This is a genomic window from Paenibacillus sp. JJ-100 (assembly GCF_948329825.1).
GTDB lineage: Bacteria > Bacillota > Bacilli > Paenibacillales > Paenibacillaceae > Paenibacillus.
Genome location: NZ_CAOJCM010000001.1, coordinates 670,103 through 695,245 on the forward strand (window position 1 = coordinate 670,103; position 25,143 = coordinate 695,245).

A 25,143-nucleotide genomic window follows, 5' to 3' on the forward strand; every position below is an offset into this window, starting at 1 on the left:
ACGGTCATGACTTCGGAGTTTATTATCGGTCTGGCCGGAAAAGCAGTATATACGTCTTTGCTGGCCAGTGCACCTATGCTTATACTAGCTCTGGTTGTAGGACTTATTATTAGTATTTTCCAAGCAACAACTCAAATTCAAGAGCAGACTTTAGCCTTTGTGCCTAAAATCGTCGCTGTACTCTTAGCGGTGCTTTTGTTTGGGCCTTGGATTTTGAATCTATTAGTCGATTTTACGTTTAACATATTCGATAATCTTTACAGATACATAGGGTAGGCTGTAGCGATGGAGATCTGGTTACAAAGTTTCCCTGTTGCTCTGCTCATGTTTTGTCGAATATCCTCATTTTTTGTAACTGCGCCTGTCTTTTCGGCTCGAAACGTACCTGCTTCATTTAAGATAGGAATATCTGCCTTTGTTACATTGACTGTATATATGACCTTTGGTATTCATCAGACTGTCCCAACAGACTTAAGCTACATTTTGCTGATTATTAGGGAAATCCTGATTGGTCTGCTTCTAGGATTTGTGGCTTATCTCTTAATGACGGCTGTACAGACTGCGGGTGCGTTTATTGATATCCAGATCGGTTTTGGTATAGCCAACGTGTATGACCCGATGACGGGGGCCTCTGCACCACTTACAGGTAACTTTAAATATGCTTTTGCTATGCTTTTGTTTCTAACAATGAACGGACATCATTACCTGCTGGATGGCATCGTATACAGCTATAAATGGATTCCGTTATCAAATGTATTCTTTCTGAGATTAGCGGACGGCAGCATAGCGGAATTTCTCGTACGTACATTTGCACAGTCTTTCCTGCTTGCTTTCCAGATGGCTGCTCCGGTAGTTGTCGCATTGTTCCTGACAGATGTAGGTTTAGGTTTTTTAGCCAAAACAGCTCCGCAGTTTAATGTATTTGCTGTAGGTATGCCGCTCAAGGTGCTCGTCGGAATAGCGATTTTGCTCCTGCTGGTTCCTAGCTTTGCCTTTGTGTTTGGCCAATTGTTTGAGGTCATGTTCCGTTCGATGGAAAAATTACTCGGGACGATCGGACAAAGGCCGGTATGAGTGAACGGAGGACAGGATTAAAGATGAAACTTCAACTCGACCTCCAGTTGTTTTCAGGGGAGAAGACAGAGAAAGCTACCCCGAAAAAGCGGCAGGATACACGTAAAAAGGGTCAAGTCGTTAAAAGCATGGAGTTATCGGGTGCCTCAATTCTCCTATTCACATTTCTAACCATGATGATATTTAGTTCGTTCTACAAGGATCGCATGGTTAAACTGTTTACGGATGTTTTTATCAATCGGCTCAGCATGAATGTTACTGAAGAAAATGTAATGTCACTGATGATGCGTTACGGGATTGAAGTCATGTTAGTGCTCGCTCCCGTTTTGCTAGGCGCAGTCTTGGTTGCATTAATTGTGAATTACATGCAAGTGGGTTTCCTTCTCGTAGGTGAGGGTTTGAAGCCGAAGCTCGAGAAGCTAGATCCGATCAAAGGTTTTAAAAATATCTTTTCACTTCGTTCGTTAGTTGAATTTGCAAAATCCGTTCTGAAAATGTCCATTATCGGTTATCTTGTGTACAGCACGATTACAAGTTACCAGGCTGATATTGCTTCATTATCACACTTTTCAATGGATGCTATTCTACAATTTGCAGCTTCAATTACTTTGAATCTTGGTATCAAAATTGCAGTTGCACTGCTGGTGCTTGCCATATTCGATTACATGTATCAGAAGTATGACTATGAGAAGAAGATACGGATGTCGAAGCAAGATATCAAAGATGAGTATAAAAAAATGGAAGGTGATCCGCTGATCAAGGGCAAAATTCGGGAACGTCAGCGTCGTATGGCTATGCAGCGTATGATGCAGGAAGTGCCGAACGCGGATGTCATCATAACGAACCCAACACACTTTGCTGTAGCGTTGAAGTATGAGGGATCTGAGATGGAGGCTCCACAAATTATTGCTAAAGGACAGGATTACGTCGCTCTGCGAATTAAAGAAATTGCCAAAGAACACGGTGTGATTACGATGGAAAACAAACCGCTGGCACGGGCGTTGTTCCAGAGAGCTGAGATTGGTGACGCTATACCAGCTGATTTGTTTCAAGCTGTAGCCGAAGTGCTGGCTTATGTATATAAACTAAAGGGCAGAACGAAATAAAAGGGATCGGAGGCCGTACATTCATTGAAAACAAAAGATTTAGCAATCCTTGCGGGTATTATCGGCATTGTGTTGATGATGATTCTCCCGATCCCGATCTGGCTGCTCGATTTGTTGCTTGTTATCAACATCTCTTTGGCGTTGATGATTCTGCTAGTTGCTATGAACAGCAAAGAAGCTTTACAGTTTTCCATTTTTCCGGCTTTGCTGCTTATTACAACTTTGTTCCGACTAGCCCTTAACATCTCTACCACAAAGCTGATTTTGGGTGAAGGAGATGCGGGAGCGGTTGTTGCAACCTTTGGTAGCTGGATTGCTGGAGGACAGGTTGCAATCGGGTTTGTCGTGTTTTTAATCCTGGTTGTAGTTCAGTTTATCGTAATTACCAAAGGTTCTGAGCGTGTGGCTGAAGTAGCAGCAAGGTTCACCCTCGATGCAATGCCGGGTAAACAGATGAGTATCGACGCGGACTTGAATGCAGGTCTGATCAACGAACAGCAAGCGCGTGAACGTCGTTCTAAAATCGAACGTGAAGCCGATTTTTACGGAGCAATGGATGGTGCGAGTAAATTCGTCAAAGGAGACGCAATTGCAAGTATTATCATTCTCCTGATCAATCTGATTGGCGGCTTTATCATCGGTATGACAGTGCACGGTCTGGATTTCTCAACATCACTTTCGACCTACTCGGTATTGACAATTGGAGATGGATTGGTTAGTCAGATTCCCGCACTACTTATCTCAACGGCGGCGGGGTTGATCGTTACCAGAGCTTCATCGGAAGGAAACTTGGCAGAAGATATTACGGGCCAGTTGTTTACATATCCGATACTGATTTATATTGTAGCTTTTGTTATCGCAATGCTAGGATTTTTCACACCAATTCATGTTATTACGACACTACCGCTGGCAGGCGCGCTTGCTTTTGCTGCTTGGCGAATGCAGAATAATCTGAATTTGAGACAGGAAGCGGAAGAGCAACTGGAAGAAGAACAGCAGATTGAAGAGGTCAGAAGTCCTGAGAGTGTTATTAATTTGCTTCAGGTAGATCCGATTGAGTTTGAGTTTGGATATGGGCTTATACCATTAGCAGACAATCAACAGGGCGGAGACCTGTTGGACCGGATCATCATGATTCGTAGACAGTGTGCTCTGGAATTGGGATTGGTAGTGCCCGTGATTCGTATTCGGGATAATATCCAGCTGAGACCTAATGAATATGTGATCAAAATCAAAGGTAATGCGGTTGGTGGCGGAGAGCTGCTCCTGAACCATTATCTTGCAATGAGTCCTGGATATGACGAAGAGTCTGTAACAGGAATTGAAACAACAGAACCAGCCTTTGGACTACCTGCACTGTGGATTGATGAAGTAACTAAAGATCGAGCAGAGCTCGCAGGATATACAGTTGTGGATCCTCCTTCTGTAGTTGCAACCCATTTGACAGAACTGATCAAAAAACATGCACATGAATTGATCGGGAGACAGGAGACAAAAGCGCTTGTGGACAACCTCAAAGAGAATTATTCTGCTCTTGTGGATGAAGTGATTCCATCTGTCCTTTCAATTGGTGATGTGCAAAAAGTTCTTGCCAAGCTGCTGCGTGAAAAAATATCCATAAGAGATATGGTAACCATTTTTGAGACGCTTGCAGACTATGGGACATATACAAAGGACCCTGATGTGTTGACGGAGTATGTTAGACAATCATTGTCTCGTCAGATTACACAACAATTTTCACAAAAAGGTGAAACACTTCAGGTTATTACAGTTGGACCAGGTCTTGAGAAGAAAATTGCGGAAAGTGTGCAGCAATCAGAGCAAGGCAGTTATCTGGCACTGGACCCAGTCTCTACCCAAAGTTTGTATCAAAAGCTGAGTGAACAGGTTAATCGTTTAATTCAATCAGGGCAACAGCCTATTGTGTTGACTTCTCCAACCATTCGAATGTATCTGCGTCAAGTGATTGAACGAACGATGCAGGATATTCCGGTGCTTTCCTACAGCGAGTTGGAGCCGAATGTTGAAATTCAAAGTATCGGGGTGGTGAACTTATGAGAGTAAAACAATACATTGTTGAGACCATGCCCGAAGCTATGCTTCAAATTCGCAAAGATCTGGGAAGCGACGCCGTCATTCTGTCCACCAAAGAAATTAAGGTGGGCGGAGTGCTCGGGATGTTCCGCAAGAAACGTATCGAAGTAGTTGCAGCTGTGGATAAGGAACAGACAGATAAGGTGAGAGAAGTTTCTAAGAAACAGGTCCAAAATACGCTTCAGTCTGTACCTCGTGCATTTGTACCTGAAGCTTATGCTCAAACCGCTCGTTCGTTTGTTGCTGAATCTGATGAAGGGCGAGCAGAAAATGCTGCTGCTCAACACAAACAGGAGAAGACGATGGCTATTCCATCTGTATCAGAACGAAGCGATATCGATGCAAAAATGGATTACGAATCAGGTCTTCTGCGCAGTGAGCATAAACCGCAACCGCAAGGGGCGGATTTTTCTGGTTCAACCTCTACTGTGACAGAACGTGTTACACATCAACACCAGGATCAGTTGTTGAACGAGATAAAAGATTTGAAGCAGATGATGACCAAACTATCCAAACAAGGTACAGTTGGGGACGATCTTCCTGAAGATTTAAGGGAGTTTCAGGAGCAATTGACCGAACAGGAAATTTGGCCTGAAGTATGGGAGTCCTGGTTTGATCCGATTCAGCGAGGGTTGTCTGAGGGTGAAATAAGCGAACCAGACGTCAGAGATGCACTTCGGTCAGAGGTTACGGCTTTTCTAAAAGATCGTATTCATGAGGGGATTCTACCCAGCACTCGCATTGTCTACGTGGCTGGACCAACAGGAGTTGGCAAAACCACAACTATTGCCAAGCTGGCTGCTGAACAGATGTTCAAAAATCAGCGTAAGGTAGGCTTTATCACCTCGGATACGTACCGAATATCAGCGGTTGAACAGCTTAGAACCTATGCCTCGATTCTCAATGTGCCACTCGAAGTTGTTCAGTCACCGGGAGATACGCAACGTGCAATTTCCCGCTTGGCACATTGTGACCTGATCTTTATGGATACGGCAGGCAGAAACTATAGGAATGAATTACTAGTCTCAGAGCTACAAAGTCTGCTTGCTGATGTGGAAAACAGTGAAACCTTTTTGGTTATGAGCATGACGGCGAAAAGCGCAGATATGATACAAATTACAGATCATTTCAGCAAATATGGTCTGGATAAAGTAATCTTTACCAAAATGGATGAAACAGGGACTTATGGTTCATTGTTTAATCTCCTGCATCGCTTCCCGCTCAAACTCGCTTATGTAACAAATGGTCAGAATGTGCCAGATGATTTGTTGAAACCAGATGCGAACTGGTTGTCCAAGGTGTTATTGGGAGAAGAATCACAATGAAGGATCAGGCCGATTCGCTCCGAAATTTGGTCTCCGGAATATCGGACAACAATGGGAGCAAGGTGAGCAACCGTTCCTCTAAGATTATTACCGTAGCTAGCGGCAAAGGTGGTGTAGGCAAGTCTAATTTTACATTAAACTTTGCACTGACATTACACGGTATGGGGAAGAAAGTATTGGTGTTTGATGCGGATATTGGTATGGCTAATATCGATGTTTTAATGGGAACTTCTTCTTCCTATAATCTGTATCATCTTTTATACCGACATAAAACTATAAGGGAAATCATTCAACTTGGTACAAACGGCCTACCATATATTGCCGGGGGATCGGGAATGAAGGAACTATTCTCTTTGTCTGATCAAGATCTGGAGTTTTTCGCTAGTCAGGTGGAGGACATTGCGCAGGAGATGGATTACGTCATTTTCGACACGGGGGCTGGTCTTTCTCGAGAAAATATGAGATTCATTGGTGCTGCTGATGAATGCCTGATCGTAACTACACCTGAACCGACTTCTATCACCGATGCTTATGCCTTAATCAAAGTAATGCATAGCCAGGAGAATGTAACTCCCTTTCGAATGATCGTAAATCGGGTTGAGGACGAAAGGGAGGCGGAGCGCGTAGCGGAAAAAATAGCTGGAGTGGCAAGGAAGTTTTTACAGACGGAGATTCCGCTTTTAGGGTATGTCTCCGAGGATGCCCAGGTTGTTACAGCGGTGAAGAAACAGATGCCCTATCGTCTGGCCTTTCCCAACTGCAAGGCTTCCAAAGATATACAAAAACTTGCACTTCGTTATTTAGCTCAACCTGGAGCTACGGGATCCGGAACCTTGTCAGGAATCAAAGGATTTATGAAAAAATGGCTCAGACGAACAACATGATTTCTGAATAAAGGAAACAGAGGTGACACAATATGGCGGTCTATCAAGTGTTAGTTGTCGATGATTCCGCTTTTATGCGCAAAATTGTGACCGATTTAATTGAAGTGGACCCAGAGTTTGAGGTTAAAGCTACAGCGTCAAACGGTAAAGAAGCCATTCAAAAAACGTTAGAGCTGAAACCTGATGTTATCACGATGGATGTCGAAATGCCGGAAATGAACGGACTGGATGCACTTAAAACAATTATGGAGGATTCCACCGTTCCTGTAATTATGCTTTCTGGTATCAATGAACAAGGCATGAAAGAGACCATTATGGCTCTCGAAGCTGGTGCATTCGATTTTATTCGAAAGCCTTCTGTTGTGCATGATCAGGACATAGCTCAGGTTGGGAAAGCGTTAGTTGAACGAATGCGTGCAGCTATGGAAGAAGTTAAACGAAAAGCTGAGCGCAAAGAAGCTATTAAAAAATTGGAGATCTCTCGCAATAATACGGTGAACACTCCACCACAGCTGTTAAAAAAGGATAGACCGACGAAGGACATGATTGAACCTATTAATAGAACCGTCCCACCTAAGGCTCCGACAAGCGAGGATCGTAACGCAGGAGTTCAAGGGAGAAAACAACCGATTGTACGGGCGCATCCTCCGAAAGTGGAACGTGCGATCACTGAAAAGGGGAACATTGCTAATCAAAAACCTTCTGTTCGCCCGAATGCAGATAAGGTGGGCAAGCCGCCTGAAAGTCCACTAGACTCTCGTAAAGAGATCACCCAGTCAAATGCATCTCGATCAACGATGGTAAGACCAGCAACTAGTTTTGCGTCTGCAAGTGCAACAGGTTCACCACAGCTTAACACGAGTCATAAGACTTCAGTTGGGTTGGAAGGACCATTTAACCAATTAATAGCGATCGGATCTTCAACCGGAGGACCAAGAGCACTAAAGACTTTGTTGGAAAAACTGCCAGCAGATCTGCCGGCACCTGTAATTATTGTGCAGCACATGCCGCCTAATTTTACCCGTTCACTTGCTCAACGTTTGAATACATTCAGTCCACTCCATGTGGTTGAAGCCGAAGACGGTATGATACTTAAAAAAGGAACGGCTTATATTGCACCTGGTGGTTTCCACCTGAGAGTGCACAAGACAGCAGATGGAAGATTCATGTTGAAACTGAGTGAGGATCAACAGGTGAATGGTCACAGGCCTTCAGTGGATACGCTGTTTGAATCACTTCTGCCATTTACATCTTTACAGCGACATCTTGTTCTTCTGACAGGAATGGGAAGCGACGGAGCACGTATGATGAGAAAATTATACGAAGCCGGTGTTAATTCAACATTTGCTGAAAATGAAGAGACTTGTGTTGTCTACGGTATGCCGCGTTCAGCTGTAGAGCTGCAATGCGTGCGTCATCTTCTGCCCCTGCAGGAGATAGCCCCAAGGCTTGTTCAAGCAGTGAAATAACGGAGTGTAACTTACGGAGGAGGTGCCTCACAATGGACATGAACCAATATTTATCCATGTTTATTGATGAGTCTAATGATCATCTGCAATCCCTTAACGAAAACATGCTACAACTTGAATCAAACCCGGAAGATCTAGGCATTGTGCAAGTTATTTTCCGTTCCGCTCATACGCTCAAAGGTATGGCGGCGACTATGGGATTTGAGGATTTGGCTTCACTGACACACAAAATGGAAAATGTACTGGATTTGGTTCGTAATGAGAAACTGAAAATGCAGGATTATATTTTTGACACGATGTTCAAAAGTCTGGATGCTTTGGAGAATATGGTTCAGGATATTACCGGAGGCGGGGAAGGTAAAGCGGATGTATCCTCCATTGTAGCTTCACTTCAAGCGATTGAAAGTGGTGAATGGACAGGAGGCAGTGCTCCTGTTGCACAGGCTGAAACACAATCGGATTCCTTAATCTCCAATGCTGTAGAGCTGGACGAATACCAATATTCCGTGCTCGATCAGTCTATAGCAGAAGGACACAGAGTTTTTTATATCGACGTCCTAGTAAGTGAACACAGCCAGTTAAAAGGTGTTCGGGCGTACATGGTGTTTGATATGCTCGAGCGCTCTGGTGAAGTGGTTAAAGCTTTCCCTTCCGTTCAAGATATCGAGCAAGAAAAGTTTGAGCGCAACTTCTCGTTGTACTACATAACAACTAAAGAGGCGCAAGAGCTGGAAAAAGCTATTCTGAGCATTTCCGAGATCGAAAGTGCCAAATTGATTCAATTGGATCAAGAGACGTTACAGCAGATGACCAATCAGGTTGCTGCCACTGTTGCGGTCGAGGATACACCAGCCCCTGCGGTTGAGAAGGATGCACCTGCTGCAGATTCTTCGTCTCAAGAAGAAATTAAAGCAGCTCCAGTGAAGGCAGCTGCCCCAAAACAAGCGGCCGCTCATTCACGTACAATTCGTGTCGATATTGAGCGTCTTGATGTGTTGATGAATTTATTTAGCGAATTACTGATTGACCGTTCCCGTCTTGAGCAGTTAGCTAGTGAGACCGGCAATAATGATCTGTCTGATACTGTAGCGCACTTAAGTCGTGTTAGCACGGACTTGCAAAATATTGTACTGAAGTTGCGGATGGTTCCTGTAGATACCGTATTTAATCGCTTCCCGCGCATGATTCGTGATCTGGCAAAAACGCTGGATAAAAAGATCGATCTGGTCATTACAGGTGCCGAAACAGAGCTGGACAGAACGGTTATTGACGAGATTGGTGACCCGCTGGTTCATCTGCTGCGTAATGCCGTGGACCATGGGGTAGAATCCATCTCGGAGCGTATTGCTGCTGGAAAACCTGAAATGGGTACAGTTAATTTGCGGGCCTTCCATAGTGGTAACCATGTATTTATTGAGATTGAAGATGATGGTAAAGGGATTTATCGAGACAAACTCCTGAAAACAGCGATCAAACGTGGCGTTGTAACGGAGGAGCAGGGTGCGAAAATGAGCGATGATGAAGTGAATCAATTATTGTTCGCTCCTGGTTTCAGTACAGCTGATAAAATCTCTGATATTTCCGGTCGTGGGGTAGGTTTGGACGTTGTGAAATCTAAAATCACTTCACTTGGCGGTAATGTAACCATTACATCCAAACCAGGTAAAGGTACCAACTTCTCCGTACAACTACCGTTGACGTTGTCTATTATTGCTGCAATGCTTGTGCGGCTTGGTTCAGAGAAGTATGCTGTCCCATTGTCTTCGATCGTAGAGACAGCTATCGTGCAACGTAACCAAGTTAGAAATATTCATGGGAATAAAATGATTACGTTCCGTGAGTCTTTGATTCCGTATCTTTCATTAAGTGAAGTGTTTGGCGTGCCGGATTTCAATGATGCCGACGAGCAAGAAACGGAAATTGTGGTCATTCGAAAAGGAGAGCGTCTGGCAGCTGTAGCTGTGGAAGAATTCATAGGTCAAAGCGAAATCGTACTTAAGTCTATGGGAACTTATCTTCCTGCTATTGAAGGCATTTCCGGCGCAACGATACTTGGAGATGGACAGGTAGCTCTAATTCTTGATCCTAACGCGTTTATCAAATAAACATATAGTCTGAGGGAGGTTTTTTATATGGAAGAAGAGTTGAAAGTTATTGTCTTTAAATTAGGGTCCGAAGAGTACGGTATTGAGGTAGACAAGGTTCAGACAATTGAGCGTATGATGCCGATTACTCGCGTTCCTAAGACACTTTCTTTTGTAAAAGGGGTTATCAACCTGCGTGGTGTTGTTATACCAGTTATTGATCTTCGCGGACGCTTCTCCCTTGCGGAAACGGAATATACGGATCAAACACGAATCGTGATTGTTGGCGTAGATGATATGCAGGTTGGATTTATTGTTGACTCAGCCAATGATGTGATCGACATCAAGAGCAGCTCGATTGACACGCCACCGGAAGTGGTCGGGGGTGTTAAAGCAAGATACCTGCGAGGAGTCGCCAAATTGGAAGATGGACGTTTGTTGATTATGCTCAATCTTAACGAAGTATTAAATAAAAGCGAGATTGTGCAGCTGGAAAGTGTTGAGGGCTAGCACAGTGGAGATGTTTAACCGATTTGAGGGTTTTCAAATGGATGTGCTCAAAGAGGTCGGTAATATTGGAGCAGGCAACGCCGCTACGGCGTTGTCTCAACTCCTTAATAGACCGATTGATATGGGTGTACCCACCGTTCAGATGCTCCCGTTTGAGGAGGTTGCTGAAAAAGTAGGTGGCGACGAGCGCATTGTAGTTACTGTATTTCTTCGTGTGGAGGGTGAAGCTCCGGGCAATTTATTTTTTATGATGACGCCTGAAGCTGCAAAAATGTTACTGAATCGCCTTGCTGGGTTTGAGTTGAAAGAAGGTTTGACGTTTACCGAGATGGAAAACTCTGCGCTGTCTGAGATTGGTAACATTCTGGCGGGATCTTATCTGTCTTCTCTTGCAGATTTCACGAAGCTGTCCATGTATCCAACAGTTCCTGGACTGGCCGTTGACATGGCTGGAGCGATTCTGAGTTACGGGTTATTGCAATTTGGAGAAATGGGCGATGCTGCATTATTAATTGATACTTCTTTCTTCGAGGGTGAATATCAGGTAGAGGGACAGTTTTTCCTTATTCCGGATCCAGCTTCCTTTGCTAAGATTTTTGAATCGCTAGGGGTGCCACTTGACCATGATTGAGGACAAGAGCATCGTCAAAGTTGGTATGGCAGATCTAAACATTGCTCAATTACCCGGCATAATCCGTACAACGGGCTTAGGATCGTGTGTAGGCCTAACAATGTACGATCCACAGTTGAAGATAGCTGGTATGGCGCATGTTATGCTTCCGAGTTCAGAAATTGCCCGTGAAGGTAAAATAAATACGGCGAAGTATGCAGACACAGCATTGCCCGAATTGCTTGAAAAAATGTTGAAGATGGGTGCTTCCCATTCACGTATTGTATCGAAAATGGCTGGAGGATCACAGATGTTCGCATTCTCAGGTGCAGGCGACACGATGCGTATTGGACCGCGTAATGCTGATACTTGTCGAGAGATGTTGGAAAAACTCAAAATTCCTCTATTGGCTGAAGATACAGGAGGAAATTATGGTCGGACTATCGAAATGAATTGTGAGACAGGACTTTTAACTATTCGTAGCGTACAAATGGGTGTAAAGGAACTATAATACATGATAGGAAACTACCGCATTAATCTTGGAGCAGGCATAGTCGGATTCGTTCTGACTTTTTTTGTAGCATTCAGCAGTAATGTGTTGATGACCAGTTTAATACGCGGATTCATAGGATTCGCCGCTTGGTATGTCCTAGCATATGGTCTGCGTTGGGGATTGGGAATATTGCTAAACCCTCGAGTAGAAAACGGAGCAGTTTATGATACAGAGACTGGTCATCTAAGAGGTTCACAGGTGGACATCAAAGTCGATGACGATGGACAAGAGCTGAAAGACTTGCTCAAGAATGGTCAGAGCAACGCCGCAGAAGCTGAACTTACATCATCTGAGACGAAAGCTCCAACGGGATTTGCCCCTTTGGATCCGCCTAAACTCGTTCGGACCAAAGAGCCGGAGGAGTTGGCGCAGGCCGTTCGTCACCTGACAGACAAATAAGGAGGGTGAAAGCAATTGAACGAGCGTAAAGCTTCACATTTGAACTATTCTGATCTGTGGGAAAAGTGGAAAGAACATGGCGATCTTGAAGCAAAGAAGATGTTGATTGAAAAATATCTTCATATTGTTAATTATGTTTCAGGTCGTCTGGCAGTGGGATTACCCAAAAACGTTCCAAAAGATGACCTTGAAAGTAATGGTGTAATGGGACTTATTGATGCTTTGGAAAAGTTCGACTATGAACGCGGGCTGCAATTTGAAACTTACGCCTCCTGGAGGGTTCGGGGAGCTATACTGGACGGATTACGTCAAGGAGATTGGGTTCCCCGGTCAGTGCGTGAAAAGGCGAAACGGATTGAAGACGCATACCAGCAATTGGAACAAACTTATTTGCGTTCTGTGAGCGATGAAGAAATGAGTCAATATCTAGATGTGTCAACCAAAGATTTCCAACAAATGCTTCAGGAGGTAGCAGTGATGTCGCTGTGCTCACTGGAAGATCCGATCCGGGAAGAAGAGTCAGAAACGCGTCTATCTTTAATGGTAGATGAGAAGGCCAAAAACCCGGATTATAAGGTCAATGAATTTTATCTGAAAGAAGCACTTGTTCAAGGACTTGAAAAACTGACGGTTAAAGAACGAACGGTGGTATCTCTTCTGTATTATGAAGACCTTTCACTTAGTGAAATCGCAGAAGTAATGTCCCTTTCACCGTCTCGTATCTCTCAATTACATTCCAAAGCCATATTACGGCTTCGCGGTACGTTGGACAAACAAAAAGATTTGCTGATGCGTAAAGACTAGATAGCAGAAGCTAACCATAAGTCAAGGGAGTGGACAGGCTAATAAGGAAGGAAGATGTACGTTGACTCAACGGACTGCGATGGAGAAATGTATCAACGTTGTTTTATCAGATGATAAATGTGCGGCTTATCTTGAATATTACAACGAAGAGGAAGGATTTTCCTGTACTATCGAAGAACTTGAACAATTTTTGGAGAGCAAGGGCGTTATACACGGTCTATTGCGAGAAGCAATGTTGGTTTTTGTGAGTGATCCGTTAGCTTTTCTGCAAGAGAAATGCAAAATAGCCGAAGGAATTGCACCTGTACATGGAGTCGATGGATACATTGATGTTTTGATCGGCAAGGAAGTTGGCAGCGAGCAGCGTCCATTAGAAGCAGAAGATGGGAAAGTGGATTACAAAGAGTTGATACGACTAGACAATGTACGTAGCGGCCAGATCATTGCAAAGCGCATCGACCCTGCTGAGGGTGTGCCAGGTAAAGCGGTTACTGGCGAGGAAATTCCTTATCGTTCGGGGAAAGAAGCTAGATTTAAAGTGGGGAAAAACGTTGTTGTTAATCCTGAGGGTTCTGCAATGTATGCTACAGTAGACGGCCTGGTTAGTAGAACAGAAGGAAGCAAACTTAACGTATTTCCGGTATATGAAGTCAATGGAGATGTTGATTATAAACATGGAAATATTGACTTTGTAGGTAATGTTGTCATACGTGGCAATGTACTTACCGGTTTTAAAGTAAAGGCAGCAGGTGATATTCGTGTCGCCGGAGGTGTCGAAGGAGCAGAATTGGAAGCAGGCGGCTCGATCGAAATTACTGGCGGAATCATAGGTTACAATAAAGGTTTGGTTCATGCTGAACATGATGTAAAATGCACATTTATTCAGGAAGGCAACGTTGACGCAGGTGGAGATGTGCTTGTAACCCAAAGTATTATGCATTCCAATGTACGCGCCGGTCATGCTGTAATATGCGCAGGAACGAAGGGGCTTATCGTCGGCGGCTCAATTCAAGCTGGAGAGCATGTATCTGCCCGTGTTGTGGGCAATAGCATGTCTACATTAACCTCTATTGAGGTGGGCGTGTTGCCAAGACTCCGAAATGAAATGAATGAATTGCGTAAGGAAATTAAAGAACAGACGGAGTCTTTGGACAAAACGAAGAAAGCACTGACTCTACTTGACCAAATGGCTGCAGCGGGACAGCTGACTCCAGACAAGATGGCTATGAGAATCAAATTAAACGCAACTCAAAAAACAGCTCTTATGAAGAGTGAAGAAATGAAACTACGTATCCTCGAAATTGAAAAGGTACTTGAAGATACAAGCAGAGCCCGCGTTGATATTTTGAAGGTGATTTACGGAGGCTCTAAAATAGTTATCGGCAGATACATGAAATTTATTAAAGATCCGATCAGTCGAATGTCATTTTATTATCAGGACGGGGATATCACGATGGCGCCGTTCGTTTAAAAACCAGCAACGGCTTGTAAGGGAATCCATTCGAAACCGAGAGGTGAGCGTATGAGTTTCAAAGCAGTGGAGTTGCAGATCGCGGTGCCGCGTACAAGCGAAGCGGGAAGATACCAGAATGAAGCCCAGCAGAGACCAGTTACCGACCAAAATCTGCTTGCTGAACAGATGACAAAAGAAGCGAAGGTAGCAAGTCAACGTAGTGAGGCTATGGCAGAGACGTCGCACACTTCAGTGCGAGAGGATCATTCGAGCGGCGGAAATCATCATAGCGGGGCTGACGCTCGGGATGGGGCCGAAGGTGAGGAAGAGATCAAACCAGCAGAGCATCCCTACAAAGGTAAACATATTGACCTGTCTATGTAACGGAGTATACATAGAATAGGAGTTTGTGCCCCGCTCGGGTGGTCGTTATAAAAGGAGAGAAGTCATTTGTCACCATGGATCATAATTGTCATATTAGGAGCATGTGCCATTGCATATGCATTCATTATGCCCCGAAAAGACAAGGTACAACAGCCATCGCATCAACTGGTGCAAGAGATGGAGTCGACGCTCGAACATTATATGACAGAGATTGAACAAGAGAACGACGCTCTAATTCAACGTGTGGCTGAACTTAAAGGGGAAGCCACGGCAGCAGATCAACGTTTGCAGTCACAACTGCAGGAATTACAACAGCGATTGGATCAACTGGAGCAGCAAAAAGTAAGGACGACAGAAACTGTTTTGTCAGCTCCAGTCGATAGTGTACTCGGGTACACTTCAGATGGGCTTCAGGCACAGAGGCTTTTGGAGAATATACGAGCAGACGCGAATCAACAACCTGAATCAGCTACCTCAGAATCACAGGTTAAGGAAGAAAACATAGAACCACAGCGTGAATCGATCAAAGATCGCTATAAAGAACTGTTCAGACTGCATGATAACGGTAAGTCTATGGATGCTATAGCTAAACAGACTGGGATTCAGCTTGGTGAGGTGCAATTAATACTGCAGCTGGCAGACCGGGAGGAAAACTGACCATGGACAAGCGATCTTTGTGGATTGGAATAGGAAGCGGTATGATTATTGGAGCCATTTTGCTTCAACTGGCCACCGTCGGGCAAAAAGCTCTGTCTGACAGTAATCTAGAACCAACGCAATCTGCCAATTGGACGAAAGAACAACTGGAGACTGCTGCAAAGAGTCTGGATATGAAAGTGGTTGGTGCTCAAGATGAGCTCTATACGGAATCAGAGTGGGTTGAAAAGAAAAAACAAGAAAGCAGTAAGATGCAAGGAAATACAGCAGTAGCTTCAGATCCAACTGCCTCTGCTGCACCAACAGAACCAGATAAGCCACAACAACCAAAGTCTAGTGCCGTTAAAGAACAGACCCAGCCTAAAACAAACAAACCTGAAACACCAAGCAAACCTAAGGGGACGGCTGTATCGTTTAAGGTTCGTTACGGGAACAGCTTGGTTATGGTAGCTGAAAACTTGAAGAAGGCCGGTATTGTAGATGATGCACAAGCTTTTATCAAGGCAGGCAAAGCTGAAGGCATTAACAAAAAGATTCAAGTGGGCACCTATTCTCTTGAAAAGGGCGAGAGTTTCAAGTCAATTATTTCTAAAATCACGAAGGAACCGTCAAGCTGAGCTATATGCTCGGACTGAACGGTTCTTTTTGGTCTCATGTAGCCATAAAATTTAGATTGAGATAATGTTGCAACAGGCTTTTACTTATGCTATATTAGTTAACGGTGTTAAAACACACGCTATGCTAATTTTGTTGAGGGTGCTTTCCTTATGGAGAGTCTTAGCGAAAAATGATGCTGGCGGAGGACACAATAAAAACCATATTAGGAGGTGTGTGAAGATGGCAGTAATCTCCATGAAGCAGCTTCTTGAAGCTGGGGTACACTTCGGTCACCAAACTCGTCGTTGGAACCCAAAAATGGATCGTTATATCTTCACTGAAAGAAACGGAATTTACATCATCGATTTGCAAAAAACGGTGAAAAAAGTCGAAGAGGCTTACAACTTCGTTAAAGGAATCGCAGGCGAGAATGGTACTATCCTGTTTGTAGGTACTAAGAAACAAGCTCAAGATTCCGTTAAAGAAGAAGCTGAACGCGCTGGTCAATTCTACATTAACCAACGCTGGCTCGGCGGTACCCTGACTAACTTCTCAACTATTCAAAAACGTATTGATCGTTTGAAACAGTTGGAAGCTTGGGAAGAAGACGGTACTTTCGCTGTTCTACCTAAAAAAGAAGTTATCTTGCTTCGCAAAGAAAAAGATCGTCTCGAGAAATTCTTGGGCGGTATTAAAAATATGAAAGGTCTGCCTAGTGCTCTGTTCATCATCGATCCACGCAAAGAGCGTATCGCTGTTGCTGAAGCTCGCAAATTGGGTATCCCAATCGTTGGTATCGTTGATACGAACTGTGACCCAGACGAGATCGATTATGTTATCCCAGGTAATGACGACGCGATCCGTGCCGTTAAATTGCTGACAGGTAAAATGGCTGACGCAGTTATCGAAGCTAACCAAGGCGAAGAAACTTCCGCTTAATAGTTTTCGAACATATCATTCATGAATTTAATGAAAAGGGTGGTTGGTAGGTGTATAACCTCTCACTACCCTTTTTTTAGAGTGAACATACAATACTTAATCTGGAGGGAATTTATAATGGCAGTTAATGCGAGTGCAGTAAAAGAACTTCGCGAAAAAACAGGCGCAGGTATGCTTGATTGCAAAAAAGCGCTTGAAGAAGCGAATGGTGATGTTACAAAAGCAGCAGAATTGTTGCGCGAGAAAGGACTTTCCGCAGCAGCTAGTAAAGCAGGACGTGCAGCTACTGAAGGTGTAGTTGAGTCTTACATCCACGCTGGCGGCCGTATTGGTGTCTTGGTAGAAGTTAACTGCGAAACAGACTTTGTTGGTAAAACAGACCAGTTTAAAGATTTTGTTAAAGATGTAGCAATGCAAATCGCAGCAGCTAATCCTAAATTCGTATCGCGTGAAGAGGTTCCAACAGAAGAGTTGGAAAAAGAGAAAGAAATTTTGAAGGCTCAAGCGCTGAATGAAGGTAAACCAGAAAAAATCGTTGAGAAAATGGTCGAAGGCCGTATCGGTAAATATTACGAAGAATACTGCCTGTTGGAGCAAAGCTTCGTAAAAGATCCGGATAAAACAATTTCTCAATTGCTGAACGAAAAAATCAGCCAAATCGGTGAAAACATCTCCATCCGTCGTTTCGTTCGTTACGAACTGGGTGAAGGTCTGGAGAAAAAAGTAGATAACTTCGTAGAAGAAGTTATGTCACAAGTAAACAAATAAGACGCTTACCAAACCGACAAGCTAACAATGATTTTCGAAGATATAAGAATGATGAATCTTCAAAGCGTAAACTCCCTTATATCTCAGAAAAACTTTGACTCTTCGGTTAATTGTTTTTCGCATGAATGGAACACTTCTGTGTTCCTTTCTTTTTAAGCAGGAGTCCATGCGCGAGAAGTTTTGTTGGTTGAACACTGGGAGGTGTTCAATTCAAAGTGGAGGGTGAACAATTGGAACAGCCAGTATTTAAACGTGTTGTCTTAAAAGTGAGCGGAGAGTCTCTCTCTGGTCAAAACGGCTATGGCATTGATGCAGCGACGATCTCATCCATTGCTCAGCAGGTAAAAGATGTAGTAGCTCTGGGTGTACAGGTTGCTATCGTATGTGGCGGAGGAAACATCTGGCGTGGTATAGCTGGCAGTGAAAATGGTATCGATCGTGCAACTGCTGACTATATGGGTATGCTCGCTACGGTGATGAACTCACTCGCGCTTCAAGATGCGCTTGAACAGATTGAAGTGCCAACTCGTGTACAGACTTCGATCGCGATGCAGCAAATTGCAGAGCCGTACATTCGTCGTAAAGCCATTCGTCATCTGGAGAAGGGCCGCGTCGTTATTTTTGCAGCAGGTACAGGTAATCCGTTCTTCTCCACGGATACAACAGCAGCACTGCGCGCAGCGGAGATTGAGGCAGAAGTCATCTTGATGGCTAAAAATAAAGTGGATGGTGTCTACTCGGCAGATCCATTCAAAGATAGCACAGCTGAGAAGTTTGAGCAGTTAACATACCTGGATGTACTTAACAAAAACCTTGGAGTAATGGATTCAACGGCATCCTCGCTCTGCATGGATAACAACATTCCGTTGATTGTATTTAACATTACAGAACAAGGTAACATCAAACGCGTTGTTCTGGGCGAACGAATCGGAACAATCGTTAAAGGGAGTGTAGATTAATGCCACAAGCAGTTAAACAACATGCTGAAGAGCGTATGGAAAAAGCGATTCAGGCACTGCGCCGCGACTTGGCTACTTTGCGTGCAGGGCGTGCAACACCTGCTCTTCTGGATCGTGTACAGGTTGAGTATTATGGTGCAATGACACCGTTGAATCAGTTGGCTAATATTAGTACACCGGATTCGCGCACACTGATGATCCAACCTTGGGATAAATCCTCATTGAATGACATTGAACGCGCGATTATGAAATCCGATTTGGGACTTACGCCGGCTAACGATGGTAGTATGATTCGGCTATCCATCCCGCCGCTTACAGAAGAGCGCAGAGCTGAGCTTGTCAAATTGACTAAAAAGTTTGGCGAAGAAGGTAAAGTCGCTATTCGTAATATTCGCCGTGATGCGAATGATGATATTAAGAAAATGGAAAAATCCGAGATTTCCGAGGATGAATCCCGGAGACATCAGGAAGACATCCAAAAATCGACTGATAAATATATCGCTGAAGTCGATAAGGTACTTGCTGCCAAAGAAAAAGAAATCATGGAAGTGTAAGACAAGCGCAGCCCCTCCATTCCGGTGGGGTTTTGTCTCTTTTTCTAAGCTTCAGATGAAGAAACTTCAGGGATTTTGGAGGAACAGGAATGATCAAACGGGTTCGGTCGTGGTGGAATGGGGCTGACAAGCAGGAAACGCTGACTATATCCGAGGATAATATCCCGCAGCACGTCGCTATCATCATGGACGGTAACGGACGATGGGCCAAACGTCTGGGCTTACCGCGTATAGCTGGGCACCAGAACGGCATGAAGGCAGTTAAACGTGCAACCATCGCGGCGGATGAACTAGGCATCAAATATCTGACGATGTACGCTTTTTCGACAGAAAACTGGACGCGTCCAAAAGAAGAAGTGGATTTTCTGATGAGACTTCCGCAAGAGTTTTTGGCTATTGAATTGGATGAATTGATAGAAAAGAATGTACGTATCCGTATGATGGGGCATGAGGAGCATCTACCTTCACATACGGTCAGTGCTTTGCGGGAAGCCATTCGTCTTACAGAACATAATACTGGTCTTGTATTGAATTTCGCGATGAACTATGGAAGCCGCCGAGAGATGACGGAGTGTGTGAAAGAAATAGCGGTAAAGATCCAATCAGGGGAATTAGCTGCAGAAGATATCACACCTGAACTTATCGACAAACATATGCTGACCGCAGATATGCCTGATCCGGATCTGTTGATCCGAACAAGTGGAGAGCTGCGACTGAGCAACTTTATGTTATGGCAGCTTGCATATAGTGAATTATGGTTTACGAATATATACTGGCCCGAATTTGGCAAACAGCATTTGCTTGAAGCAGTAGCCGAATATCAGCGCAGAACAAGGCGTTACGGCGGTTTGAAATAGATGGAGGATGAAGCCGTTGAAACAGCGATTAACGACTGGAATTATAGCTGGTGTGGTTTTTTTAGGGTTTTGTATGCTTGGCGGACCCTGGTATCACGGGTTAGTCTTGCTAATGGCTGTCATCGGTTATTATGAGTTTGTAAAAATGACAGGGGTGAAGCCTTTCTCAGGTGTAGCCCTAATTGGATATGCAGGAATCATCTCCATTGTATTTCCTTGGGGAATGGTATGGGACGAACGACCTTTGTCCTTGTTTCAAGTAGTGTGGATAGTCATGTTGATTTTGATGACGGCCTCGGTTATTACTAAGAACAGACTGCCGATTAATGTGATTGCAATGCTCTTCATAGGGGTCCTGTACATAGGTATAGGGTTCTATTACATCGCAGAATCGAGACATTTGGTTCATGGTTTGTTCTGGACATTTCTGTTGCTCGGTTCGATCTGGGCAAGTGATGCGGGGGCTTACTTTGTAGGGAAATGGATAGGGAAAAACAAACTCTGGCCTTCAATCAGTCCGAATAAGACGATAGAAGGAGCTATGGGTGGTATAGTTATTTCCATTCTGACTTCGGTTGTATTTGCCCTCTCCTCTGATGGACTGCTCTCTTGGCAGAGAGCGATCGTGATCGGACTAGCCTGTGCAGTTGTTGGTCAGATGGGTGACCTGATCCAATCTGCCTACAAACGAGTATACAACATCAAGGATTCAGGTAACCTACTTCCTGGGCATGGTGGTATTTTGGATCGATGCGATAGTTGGATTGTGGTGTTTCCATTCGTACATATTCTGATGTTACTGCCCTATTAAGAAAACACAGTTCTAAGATTAGAGGTGTAATCGCGGCAGGTGTCGGATTCATTAGAGGTGAGGTGCAGCAATGAAAAAAATAGCGATTCTTGGTTCAACGGGATCGATTGGAACGCAGACACTAAGTGTCGTTGATATGCATCCAGAGCGGTTTAAAGTGGAGGCGTTGGCTGCTGGAAATAATGTGGACCTGATTATTGAGCAGGCGAATCGATATCAACCTAAAAAAATCTCGGTAGGAACGAAAGACCTGGCTGATAAAATCGCTGCACATGTTCCGTCAGGGACAAAAGTGTATTACGGATCTGAAGGTCTTATTGAAATTGCTGCAGGAACAGAAGCGGAAACGGTAGTTACGGCTGTTGTAGGCAGTGTTGGGTTGGAGTCTACGCTTGCTGCGATAGAGTCGGGCAAACAGATTGGCTTAGCGAATAAAGAAACTCTCGTAACCGCGGGTCATATTGTTACAGCAAGAGCAGAAGCAAAGGGAGTATCTATTCTACCTGTAGATAGCGAACACTCGGCTATTTTCCAATGTTTAAACGGAGAAAATCGGTCTAGCGTTGCAGGGATTACATTAACTGCATCCGGTGGCTCATTCCGCCACCTTACACGTGAGCAACTGAAACAGGTAACTGTAGAGGATGCACTTAAACATCCAAACTGGTCAATGGGGTCCAAAATAACGATTGATTCCGCAACGATGGTTAACAAAGGTCTTGAGGTTATTGAAGCACATTGGTTGTTTGGTCTAGATTATGAACGAATTACGGTTCTGCTTCATCCCGAAAGCATTATTCATTCATATGTGGAATATGAAGATACCAGTATCATCGCACAACTTGGTACTCCAGATATGCGTGTTGCGATCCAATACGCGTTGACCTATCCTGAGCGTGTGTCTTCTCCAGCAAACCGATTGTCACTTGCCCAAGTAGGAAAACTTCATTTCAAAGAGATGGACATGGAGCGCTTCCCTTGTTTAAGAATGGCGTATGAATGTGGTAGAATGGGAGGGACGGCAACGACGGCATTTAATGCGGCAAATGAGATTGCTGTAGCTCGTTTCTTGCAGAAGGAAATCTCATTCCTTAAAATAGAAGAGATCATTGCTTCTGTGCTGGATTCGCACCAGAATGTGGACAATCCTGATCTGGAACAAATTGCTGCCTGTGATCAGAATAGTCGCAGACTGGCGTCCTTGTTGTAATCTCTTTTTTTCAGACAATCTGGAAGAAGTGATTCTCTTGTGTGGCATTAGAGAATAATGATAATCTAGAGGGACAGACTGCGGTATTTGCCGTGAAGGAGGATGGATAGGGATTGGAAACCATACAAGTGGTATTTCTTACGGTGCTCATGTTCTTTGTCATCGTGACGGTACATGAGTGGGGGCATTATTATTTTGCCAAACGCGCCGGCATTCTTGTACGGGAATTTGCGATCGGTTTTGGTCCCAAATTATTCTCATATAAAAGAAATGAGACGCAGTTTACGCTGCGCTTACTGCCTTTTGGCGGATATGCACGGATGGCAGGAGAGGACCCAGAATTGGTCGAGATTCAGGAAGGACAGACCATTGCGGTACGCTCTTCAGATGATCATGTTAAGATGATCTATCTCGACCAATTGGATAATCGCAAAAATGTAATCCGCGGAGAAGTGATCTCCATTGATATGGAGAATACGCTTAAGCTTCAGCTCGATGTAGACGGTGAGATACAGCATTATGCAATTCACCCTAAAGCGATGCTTGTGAGCCGTGGTAAACAGACACAGATTGCGCCTAAAAATCGTCAGTTTGGAAGCAAAACGGTTGGACAGCGGGCAATGGCCATATTTGCAGGTCCACTCATGAACTTTATTCTTGCTTTTGTACTGTTTGCAGTATATGCACAGATGGCGGGCGTTCCAGTGGAAAATCCGAAAAATCTGGAGATTGGTGAGGTGCTTGAAGGCGGAGCTGCAGATCAAGCTAACTTACAAAAAGGCGATATTATTGAAACAATTAATGGTACGGTTATCGGAATCGATTCAAAAAAAATGGTGGAAATGATTGCAGATTCCAAAGACAAACCGATGGAGTGGACCTTGCGCCGTGGAAATGAGACCTTTAATATTACGATCACACCTCGAGGCATCGAAGGTCAGGAAGGTGGAAAAGTTGGGATTGTACCTACACTGCCCACACGTTCCGTAGGATTCGTTGAAACCTTTAAAGTTTCAGGCGTAGCCATGGTCGACACAACCCGAGTTATTTTTGAAGGGTTCCGACATCTGATCAACCAATTTAATATGGATGATATTGGCGGTCCAGTTCGTACGTTTGAAGTAACTGGACAAATTGCAAAACAAGGAATTGAACAACTGACAAGATGGGCAGCGATCTTGAGTCTATATCTCGGTATTTTCAACCTGCTTCCGATCCCTGCACTTGATGGCAGTCGTCTCATATTCCTGGGAATCGAAGCCCTTCGTGGCCGTCCGATTGATCCAAATCGGGAAGGGATGGTACATTTTGTCGGATTTGCGATGCTCTTTGTACTGATGTTGGCTGTAACATATAATGATATACTTCGTTTAATTAACGGATAATTACGGTTTGACTAGACGCTGAGTATTCAGTACTGGTCGTTATGGGAGGACGCTGGAGTCTTATGTCAAAGGAAAATGATAAACAGTTCGTGACTGAAATCACACCACAAGGAGAAGATTTCTCTCGCTGGTACATTGATGTTATTAAAAAAGCAGATTTGATGGACTATTCACCGGTTCGCGGCTGTATTGTGTTCAAACCGGACGGTTTTGAAATCTGGGAGCACATCAAGGATGAGATGGATCGCCGGTTCCGTGAAACGGGCCACCGCAACGCATACTTCCCTATGTTTATTCCGGAGAGTTTTTTCCAAAAAGAAAAAGAGCATGTGGAAGGTTTTAACCCTGAGCTGCCTTGGGTAACCGAAGCAGGTGGAGAAAAGCTGGAAGAGCGTTTGGCTATTCGCCCTACGTCTGAAACGATTATTGGGCATATGTACTCGAAATGGATTCAGTCCTATCGTGATCTGCCAGTTCTGATTAATCAGTGGGCAAACGTTGTTCGCTGGGAAAAAAGAACGTTACCTTTCTTGCGTACTAGTGAGTTTTTGTGGCAAGAGGGACATACAGCGCATGAAACCGAAGAGGAAGCACGCGAAGAAACGATGAAAATGCTTGAAATTTATCGTGAAGTTGTAGAAGAGTATCTTGCCATTCCTGTAATCACAGGACAGAAGACCAAATCCGAGAAGTTTGCGGGTGCTGTAGATACCTTCTCTATTGAGGCGATGATGAAAGATGGTCGTGCTGTACAGGCAGGGACTTCCCACTATATGGGTACCAACTTTGCCAAAGCATTTGAGATTCAATATTTGAGCCGCAATAACGTATTGGAACTTGCTCATACCACTTCATGGGGGACGAGTACACGTCTGATTGGAGCTTTGATTATGGTTCACGGTGATGATCGAGGTCTGGTGCTTCCACCTAAAGTTGCACCAACACAGGTTGTCATGATTCCAATCGGACCACCAAAAACTCGTGATGCAGTTGTAGGCCGAGCGGACGAGCTGTTCGCAGAGCTGAAGAAAGCTGGCATTCGTGTGAAAATGGATGATCGAAGTGACGTTCGTCCTGGCTGGAAGTTTAATGAATATGAAATGCGTGGAGTTCCTATCCGTTTGGAGATCGGCCCGCGTGATATGGAAAATGGCGTATGTGTTCTTGTATCCCGGATTACGGGTGAGAAGAAAGTGGTAGAACAGGCGAATCTGGTCGAAGAAATTCAAACCATGTTGACACAGGTACAGGCAGACATGCTTGAACGTGCACGTAAGTTCATGTCGGATAACTTCTATTCTGTGGATACGCTGGATGAAATGAAAGAACTGATGGAAAACAAACGCGGCTTTACACTGGCTGGCTGGTGTGGTTCCGAAGCTTGCGAAGATAAGGTAAGAGAAGTCACGGGTGCAACTAGCCGGAACATTCCGTTCCAGCCTGCGGAAGAAAAGCACACATGTCTGGCTTGTGGTGAACAGGCGAAACACACGGTAGTGTTTGCAAGAGCATACTAAGTCAGAACAGATTGACGAAGAAAGCTTATTCACCAACTAGGTAACGAATGAAGAGCTTCTGTCGGATAAAATGGGTCGGTGCGGGTTCGGATCGGGGACATTTTTGATTGCAGAAGCTTTTCATGTTTTAAGGGGGTATA

General features: G+C 44.3%; 26 protein-coding genes. All 26 read left to right on the forward strand.

Annotated elements, in window-relative coordinates; translation table 11 throughout:
- Positions 1-6: 6 nt before the first annotated feature.
- The 26 genes from fliQ to proS all read left to right on the forward strand — a co-directional run bounded on the left by fliQ (position 7) and on the right by proS (position 25,003).
- Positions 7-276 carry a flagellar biosynthesis protein FliQ gene (gene fliQ, locus PQG66_RS03335; protein WP_272035079.1) on the forward strand — a complete coding sequence of 90 codons (270 nt, stop codon included), beginning with the start codon at positions 7-9 and terminating at the stop codon, positions 274-276.
- Between the two features lie 9 nt (positions 277-285).
- Positions 286-1,074: a flagellar biosynthetic protein FliR gene (gene fliR / locus PQG66_RS03340; RefSeq protein ID WP_272035081.1), complete on the forward strand. Its 789-nt coding sequence runs from the start codon at positions 286-288 to the stop codon at positions 1,072-1,074.
- Between the two features lie 23 nt (positions 1,075-1,097).
- Entirely contained in the window at positions 1,098-2,180 is a 1,083-nt protein-coding gene (gene flhB, locus PQG66_RS03345) for a flagellar biosynthesis protein FlhB (protein ID WP_272035083.1), read from the forward strand.
- A gap of 24 nt (positions 2,181-2,204) precedes the next feature.
- Positions 2,205-4,238: a flagellar biosynthesis protein FlhA gene (flhA, locus tag PQG66_RS03350; protein WP_272035085.1), complete on the forward strand. Its 2,034-nt coding sequence runs from the start codon at positions 2,205-2,207 to the stop codon at positions 4,236-4,238.
- Positions 4,235-5,599, forward strand: coding sequence for a flagellar biosynthesis protein FlhF (flhF, locus tag PQG66_RS03355; RefSeq protein WP_272035087.1), 1,365 nt, complete (start codon positions 4,235-4,237; stop codon positions 5,597-5,599). Before flhA ends, flhF begins: the two co-directional genes overlap by 4 nt.
- Positions 5,596-6,483: a MinD/ParA family protein gene (locus tag PQG66_RS03360; RefSeq protein WP_272035090.1), complete on the forward strand. Its 888-nt coding sequence runs from the start codon at positions 5,596-5,598 to the stop codon at positions 6,481-6,483. Before flhF ends, PQG66_RS03360 begins: the two co-directional genes overlap by 4 nt.
- A gap of 32 nt (positions 6,484-6,515) precedes the next feature.
- Positions 6,516-7,952: a protein-glutamate methylesterase/protein-glutamine glutaminase gene (locus tag PQG66_RS03365; protein ID WP_272035092.1), complete on the forward strand. Its 1,437-nt coding sequence runs from the start codon at positions 6,516-6,518 to the stop codon at positions 7,950-7,952.
- Between the two features lie 32 nt (positions 7,953-7,984).
- Positions 7,985-10,057, forward strand: coding sequence for a chemotaxis protein CheA (locus PQG66_RS03370; RefSeq protein WP_272035095.1), 2,073 nt, complete (start codon positions 7,985-7,987; stop codon positions 10,055-10,057).
- Positions 10,058-10,084: 27 nt separating this feature from the next.
- Positions 10,085-10,546 (forward strand): chemotaxis protein CheW, encoded by a 462-nt coding sequence (locus PQG66_RS03375; protein ID WP_272035097.1) that lies wholly within the window; start codon positions 10,085-10,087, stop codon positions 10,544-10,546.
- 10 nt (positions 10,547-10,556) lie between these two features.
- Positions 10,557-11,177 carry a chemotaxis protein CheC gene (locus PQG66_RS03380; RefSeq protein WP_272035099.1) on the forward strand — a complete coding sequence of 207 codons (621 nt, stop codon included), beginning with the start codon at positions 10,557-10,559 and terminating at the stop codon, positions 11,175-11,177.
- The gene (locus PQG66_RS03385; RefSeq protein WP_272035101.1) at positions 11,170-11,667 is read left to right on the forward strand and encodes a chemotaxis protein CheD; all 498 of its coding nucleotides are present in this window, start codon (positions 11,170-11,172) and stop codon (positions 11,665-11,667) included. Before PQG66_RS03380 ends, PQG66_RS03385 begins: the two co-directional genes overlap by 8 nt.
- A gap of 3 nt (positions 11,668-11,670) precedes the next feature.
- The gene (locus tag PQG66_RS03390) at positions 11,671-12,108 is read left to right on the forward strand and encodes a hypothetical protein (protein ID WP_272035103.1); all 438 of its coding nucleotides are present in this window, start codon (positions 11,671-11,673) and stop codon (positions 12,106-12,108) included.
- A gap of 15 nt (positions 12,109-12,123) precedes the next feature.
- Entirely contained in the window at positions 12,124-12,912 is a 789-nt protein-coding gene (locus tag PQG66_RS03395) for a FliA/WhiG family RNA polymerase sigma factor (RefSeq protein WP_272035106.1), read from the forward strand.
- 61 nt (positions 12,913-12,973) lie between these two features.
- Positions 12,974-14,383, forward strand: a complete 1,410-nt coding sequence (locus PQG66_RS03400; protein WP_272035108.1) for a DUF342 domain-containing protein — start codon at positions 12,974-12,976, stop codon at positions 14,381-14,383.
- A 51-nt stretch (positions 14,384-14,434) separates the two neighbouring features.
- A complete protein-coding gene (locus PQG66_RS03405; protein ID WP_272035109.1) occupies positions 14,435-14,749 on the forward strand; it encodes a hypothetical protein in 315 nt (104 codons plus the stop codon).
- 66 nt (positions 14,750-14,815) lie between these two features.
- Positions 14,816-15,406 (forward strand): DUF6115 domain-containing protein, encoded by a 591-nt coding sequence (locus PQG66_RS03410; RefSeq protein ID WP_272035111.1) that lies wholly within the window; start codon positions 14,816-14,818, stop codon positions 15,404-15,406.
- 2 nt (positions 15,407-15,408) lie between these two features.
- Positions 15,409-16,023 carry a hypothetical protein gene (locus PQG66_RS03415; RefSeq protein WP_272035113.1) on the forward strand — a complete coding sequence of 205 codons (615 nt, stop codon included), beginning with the start codon at positions 15,409-15,411 and terminating at the stop codon, positions 16,021-16,023.
- Positions 16,024-16,243: 220 nt separating this feature from the next.
- Entirely contained in the window at positions 16,244-16,942 is a 699-nt protein-coding gene (gene rpsB, locus PQG66_RS03420) for a 30S ribosomal protein S2 (protein WP_024630243.1), read from the forward strand.
- Between the two features lie 117 nt (positions 16,943-17,059).
- On the forward strand, positions 17,060-17,710 hold the full coding sequence (gene tsf, locus PQG66_RS03425; RefSeq protein ID WP_272035117.1) for a translation elongation factor Ts: 651 nt from the start codon (positions 17,060-17,062) through the stop codon (positions 17,708-17,710).
- A gap of 230 nt (positions 17,711-17,940) precedes the next feature.
- On the forward strand, positions 17,941-18,669 hold the full coding sequence (pyrH, locus tag PQG66_RS03430) for a UMP kinase (RefSeq protein ID WP_111270032.1): 729 nt from the start codon (positions 17,941-17,943) through the stop codon (positions 18,667-18,669).
- Positions 18,669-19,223 (forward strand): ribosome recycling factor, encoded by a 555-nt coding sequence (gene frr, locus PQG66_RS03435; protein ID WP_272035122.1) that lies wholly within the window; start codon positions 18,669-18,671, stop codon positions 19,221-19,223. Before pyrH ends, frr begins: the two co-directional genes overlap by 1 nt.
- A gap of 89 nt (positions 19,224-19,312) precedes the next feature.
- Positions 19,313-20,080, forward strand: a complete 768-nt coding sequence (locus PQG66_RS03440) for an isoprenyl transferase (protein WP_272035124.1) — start codon at positions 19,313-19,315, stop codon at positions 20,078-20,080.
- A gap of 16 nt (positions 20,081-20,096) precedes the next feature.
- The gene (locus PQG66_RS03445) at positions 20,097-20,891 is read left to right on the forward strand and encodes a phosphatidate cytidylyltransferase (RefSeq protein WP_272035126.1); all 795 of its coding nucleotides are present in this window, start codon (positions 20,097-20,099) and stop codon (positions 20,889-20,891) included.
- Between the two features lie 70 nt (positions 20,892-20,961).
- A complete protein-coding gene (locus tag PQG66_RS03450; RefSeq protein WP_272035128.1) occupies positions 20,962-22,101 on the forward strand; it encodes a 1-deoxy-D-xylulose-5-phosphate reductoisomerase in 1,140 nt (379 codons plus the stop codon).
- A 113-nt stretch (positions 22,102-22,214) separates the two neighbouring features.
- Positions 22,215-23,486 (forward strand): RIP metalloprotease RseP, encoded by a 1,272-nt coding sequence (gene rseP, locus PQG66_RS03455; RefSeq protein WP_272035130.1) that lies wholly within the window; start codon positions 22,215-22,217, stop codon positions 23,484-23,486.
- A 62-nt stretch (positions 23,487-23,548) separates the two neighbouring features.
- Complete coding sequence (proS, locus tag PQG66_RS03460) at positions 23,549-25,003, forward strand: proline--tRNA ligase (protein WP_272035132.1); 1,455 nt, start codon at positions 23,549-23,551, stop codon at positions 25,001-25,003.
- Positions 25,004-25,143 lie beyond the last annotated feature (140 nt).

What these genes read in the sequence shown, in the direction of transcription:
- fliQ (WP_272035079.1), top strand. Translation starts at nt 7, where the DNA reads ATGACTTCGGAGTTTATTATCGGTCTGGCCGGAAAAGCAGTATATACG.
- fliR (WP_272035081.1), top strand. Translation starts at nt 286, where the DNA reads ATGGAGATCTGGTTACAAAGTTTCCCTGTTGCTCTGCTCATGTTTTGT.
- flhB (WP_272035083.1), top strand. Translation starts at nt 1,098, where the DNA reads ATGAAACTTCAACTCGACCTCCAGTTGTTTTCAGGGGAGAAGACAGAG.
- flhF (WP_272035087.1), top strand. Translation starts at nt 4,235, where the DNA reads ATGAGAGTAAAACAATACATTGTTGAGACCATGCCCGAAGCTATGCTT.
- PQG66_RS03360 (WP_272035090.1), top strand. Translation starts at nt 5,596, where the DNA reads ATGAAGGATCAGGCCGATTCGCTCCGAAATTTGGTCTCCGGAATATCG.
- PQG66_RS03365 (WP_272035092.1), top strand. Translation starts at nt 6,516, where the DNA reads ATGGCGGTCTATCAAGTGTTAGTTGTCGATGATTCCGCTTTTATGCGC.
- PQG66_RS03370 (WP_272035095.1), top strand. Translation starts at nt 7,985, where the DNA reads ATGGACATGAACCAATATTTATCCATGTTTATTGATGAGTCTAATGAT.
- PQG66_RS03375 (WP_272035097.1), top strand. Translation starts at nt 10,085, where the DNA reads ATGGAAGAAGAGTTGAAAGTTATTGTCTTTAAATTAGGGTCCGAAGAG.
- PQG66_RS03380 (WP_272035099.1), top strand. Translation starts at nt 10,557, where the DNA reads ATGTTTAACCGATTTGAGGGTTTTCAAATGGATGTGCTCAAAGAGGTC.
- PQG66_RS03385 (WP_272035101.1), top strand. Translation starts at nt 11,170, where the DNA reads ATGATTGAGGACAAGAGCATCGTCAAAGTTGGTATGGCAGATCTAAAC.
- PQG66_RS03390 (WP_272035103.1), top strand. Translation starts at nt 11,671, where the DNA reads ATGATAGGAAACTACCGCATTAATCTTGGAGCAGGCATAGTCGGATTC.
- PQG66_RS03405 (WP_272035109.1), top strand. Translation starts at nt 14,435, where the DNA reads ATGAGTTTCAAAGCAGTGGAGTTGCAGATCGCGGTGCCGCGTACAAGC.
- PQG66_RS03415 (WP_272035113.1), top strand. Translation starts at nt 15,409, where the DNA reads ATGGACAAGCGATCTTTGTGGATTGGAATAGGAAGCGGTATGATTATT.
- rpsB (WP_024630243.1), top strand. Translation starts at nt 16,244, where the DNA reads ATGGCAGTAATCTCCATGAAGCAGCTTCTTGAAGCTGGGGTACACTTC.
- tsf (WP_272035117.1), top strand. Translation starts at nt 17,060, where the DNA reads ATGGCAGTTAATGCGAGTGCAGTAAAAGAACTTCGCGAAAAAACAGGC.
- frr (WP_272035122.1), top strand. Translation starts at nt 18,669, where the DNA reads ATGCCACAAGCAGTTAAACAACATGCTGAAGAGCGTATGGAAAAAGCG.
- PQG66_RS03440 (WP_272035124.1), top strand. Translation starts at nt 19,313, where the DNA reads ATGATCAAACGGGTTCGGTCGTGGTGGAATGGGGCTGACAAGCAGGAA.
- PQG66_RS03450 (WP_272035128.1), top strand. Translation starts at nt 20,962, where the DNA reads ATGAAAAAAATAGCGATTCTTGGTTCAACGGGATCGATTGGAACGCAG.
- proS (WP_272035132.1), top strand. Translation starts at nt 23,549, where the DNA reads ATGTCAAAGGAAAATGATAAACAGTTCGTGACTGAAATCACACCACAA.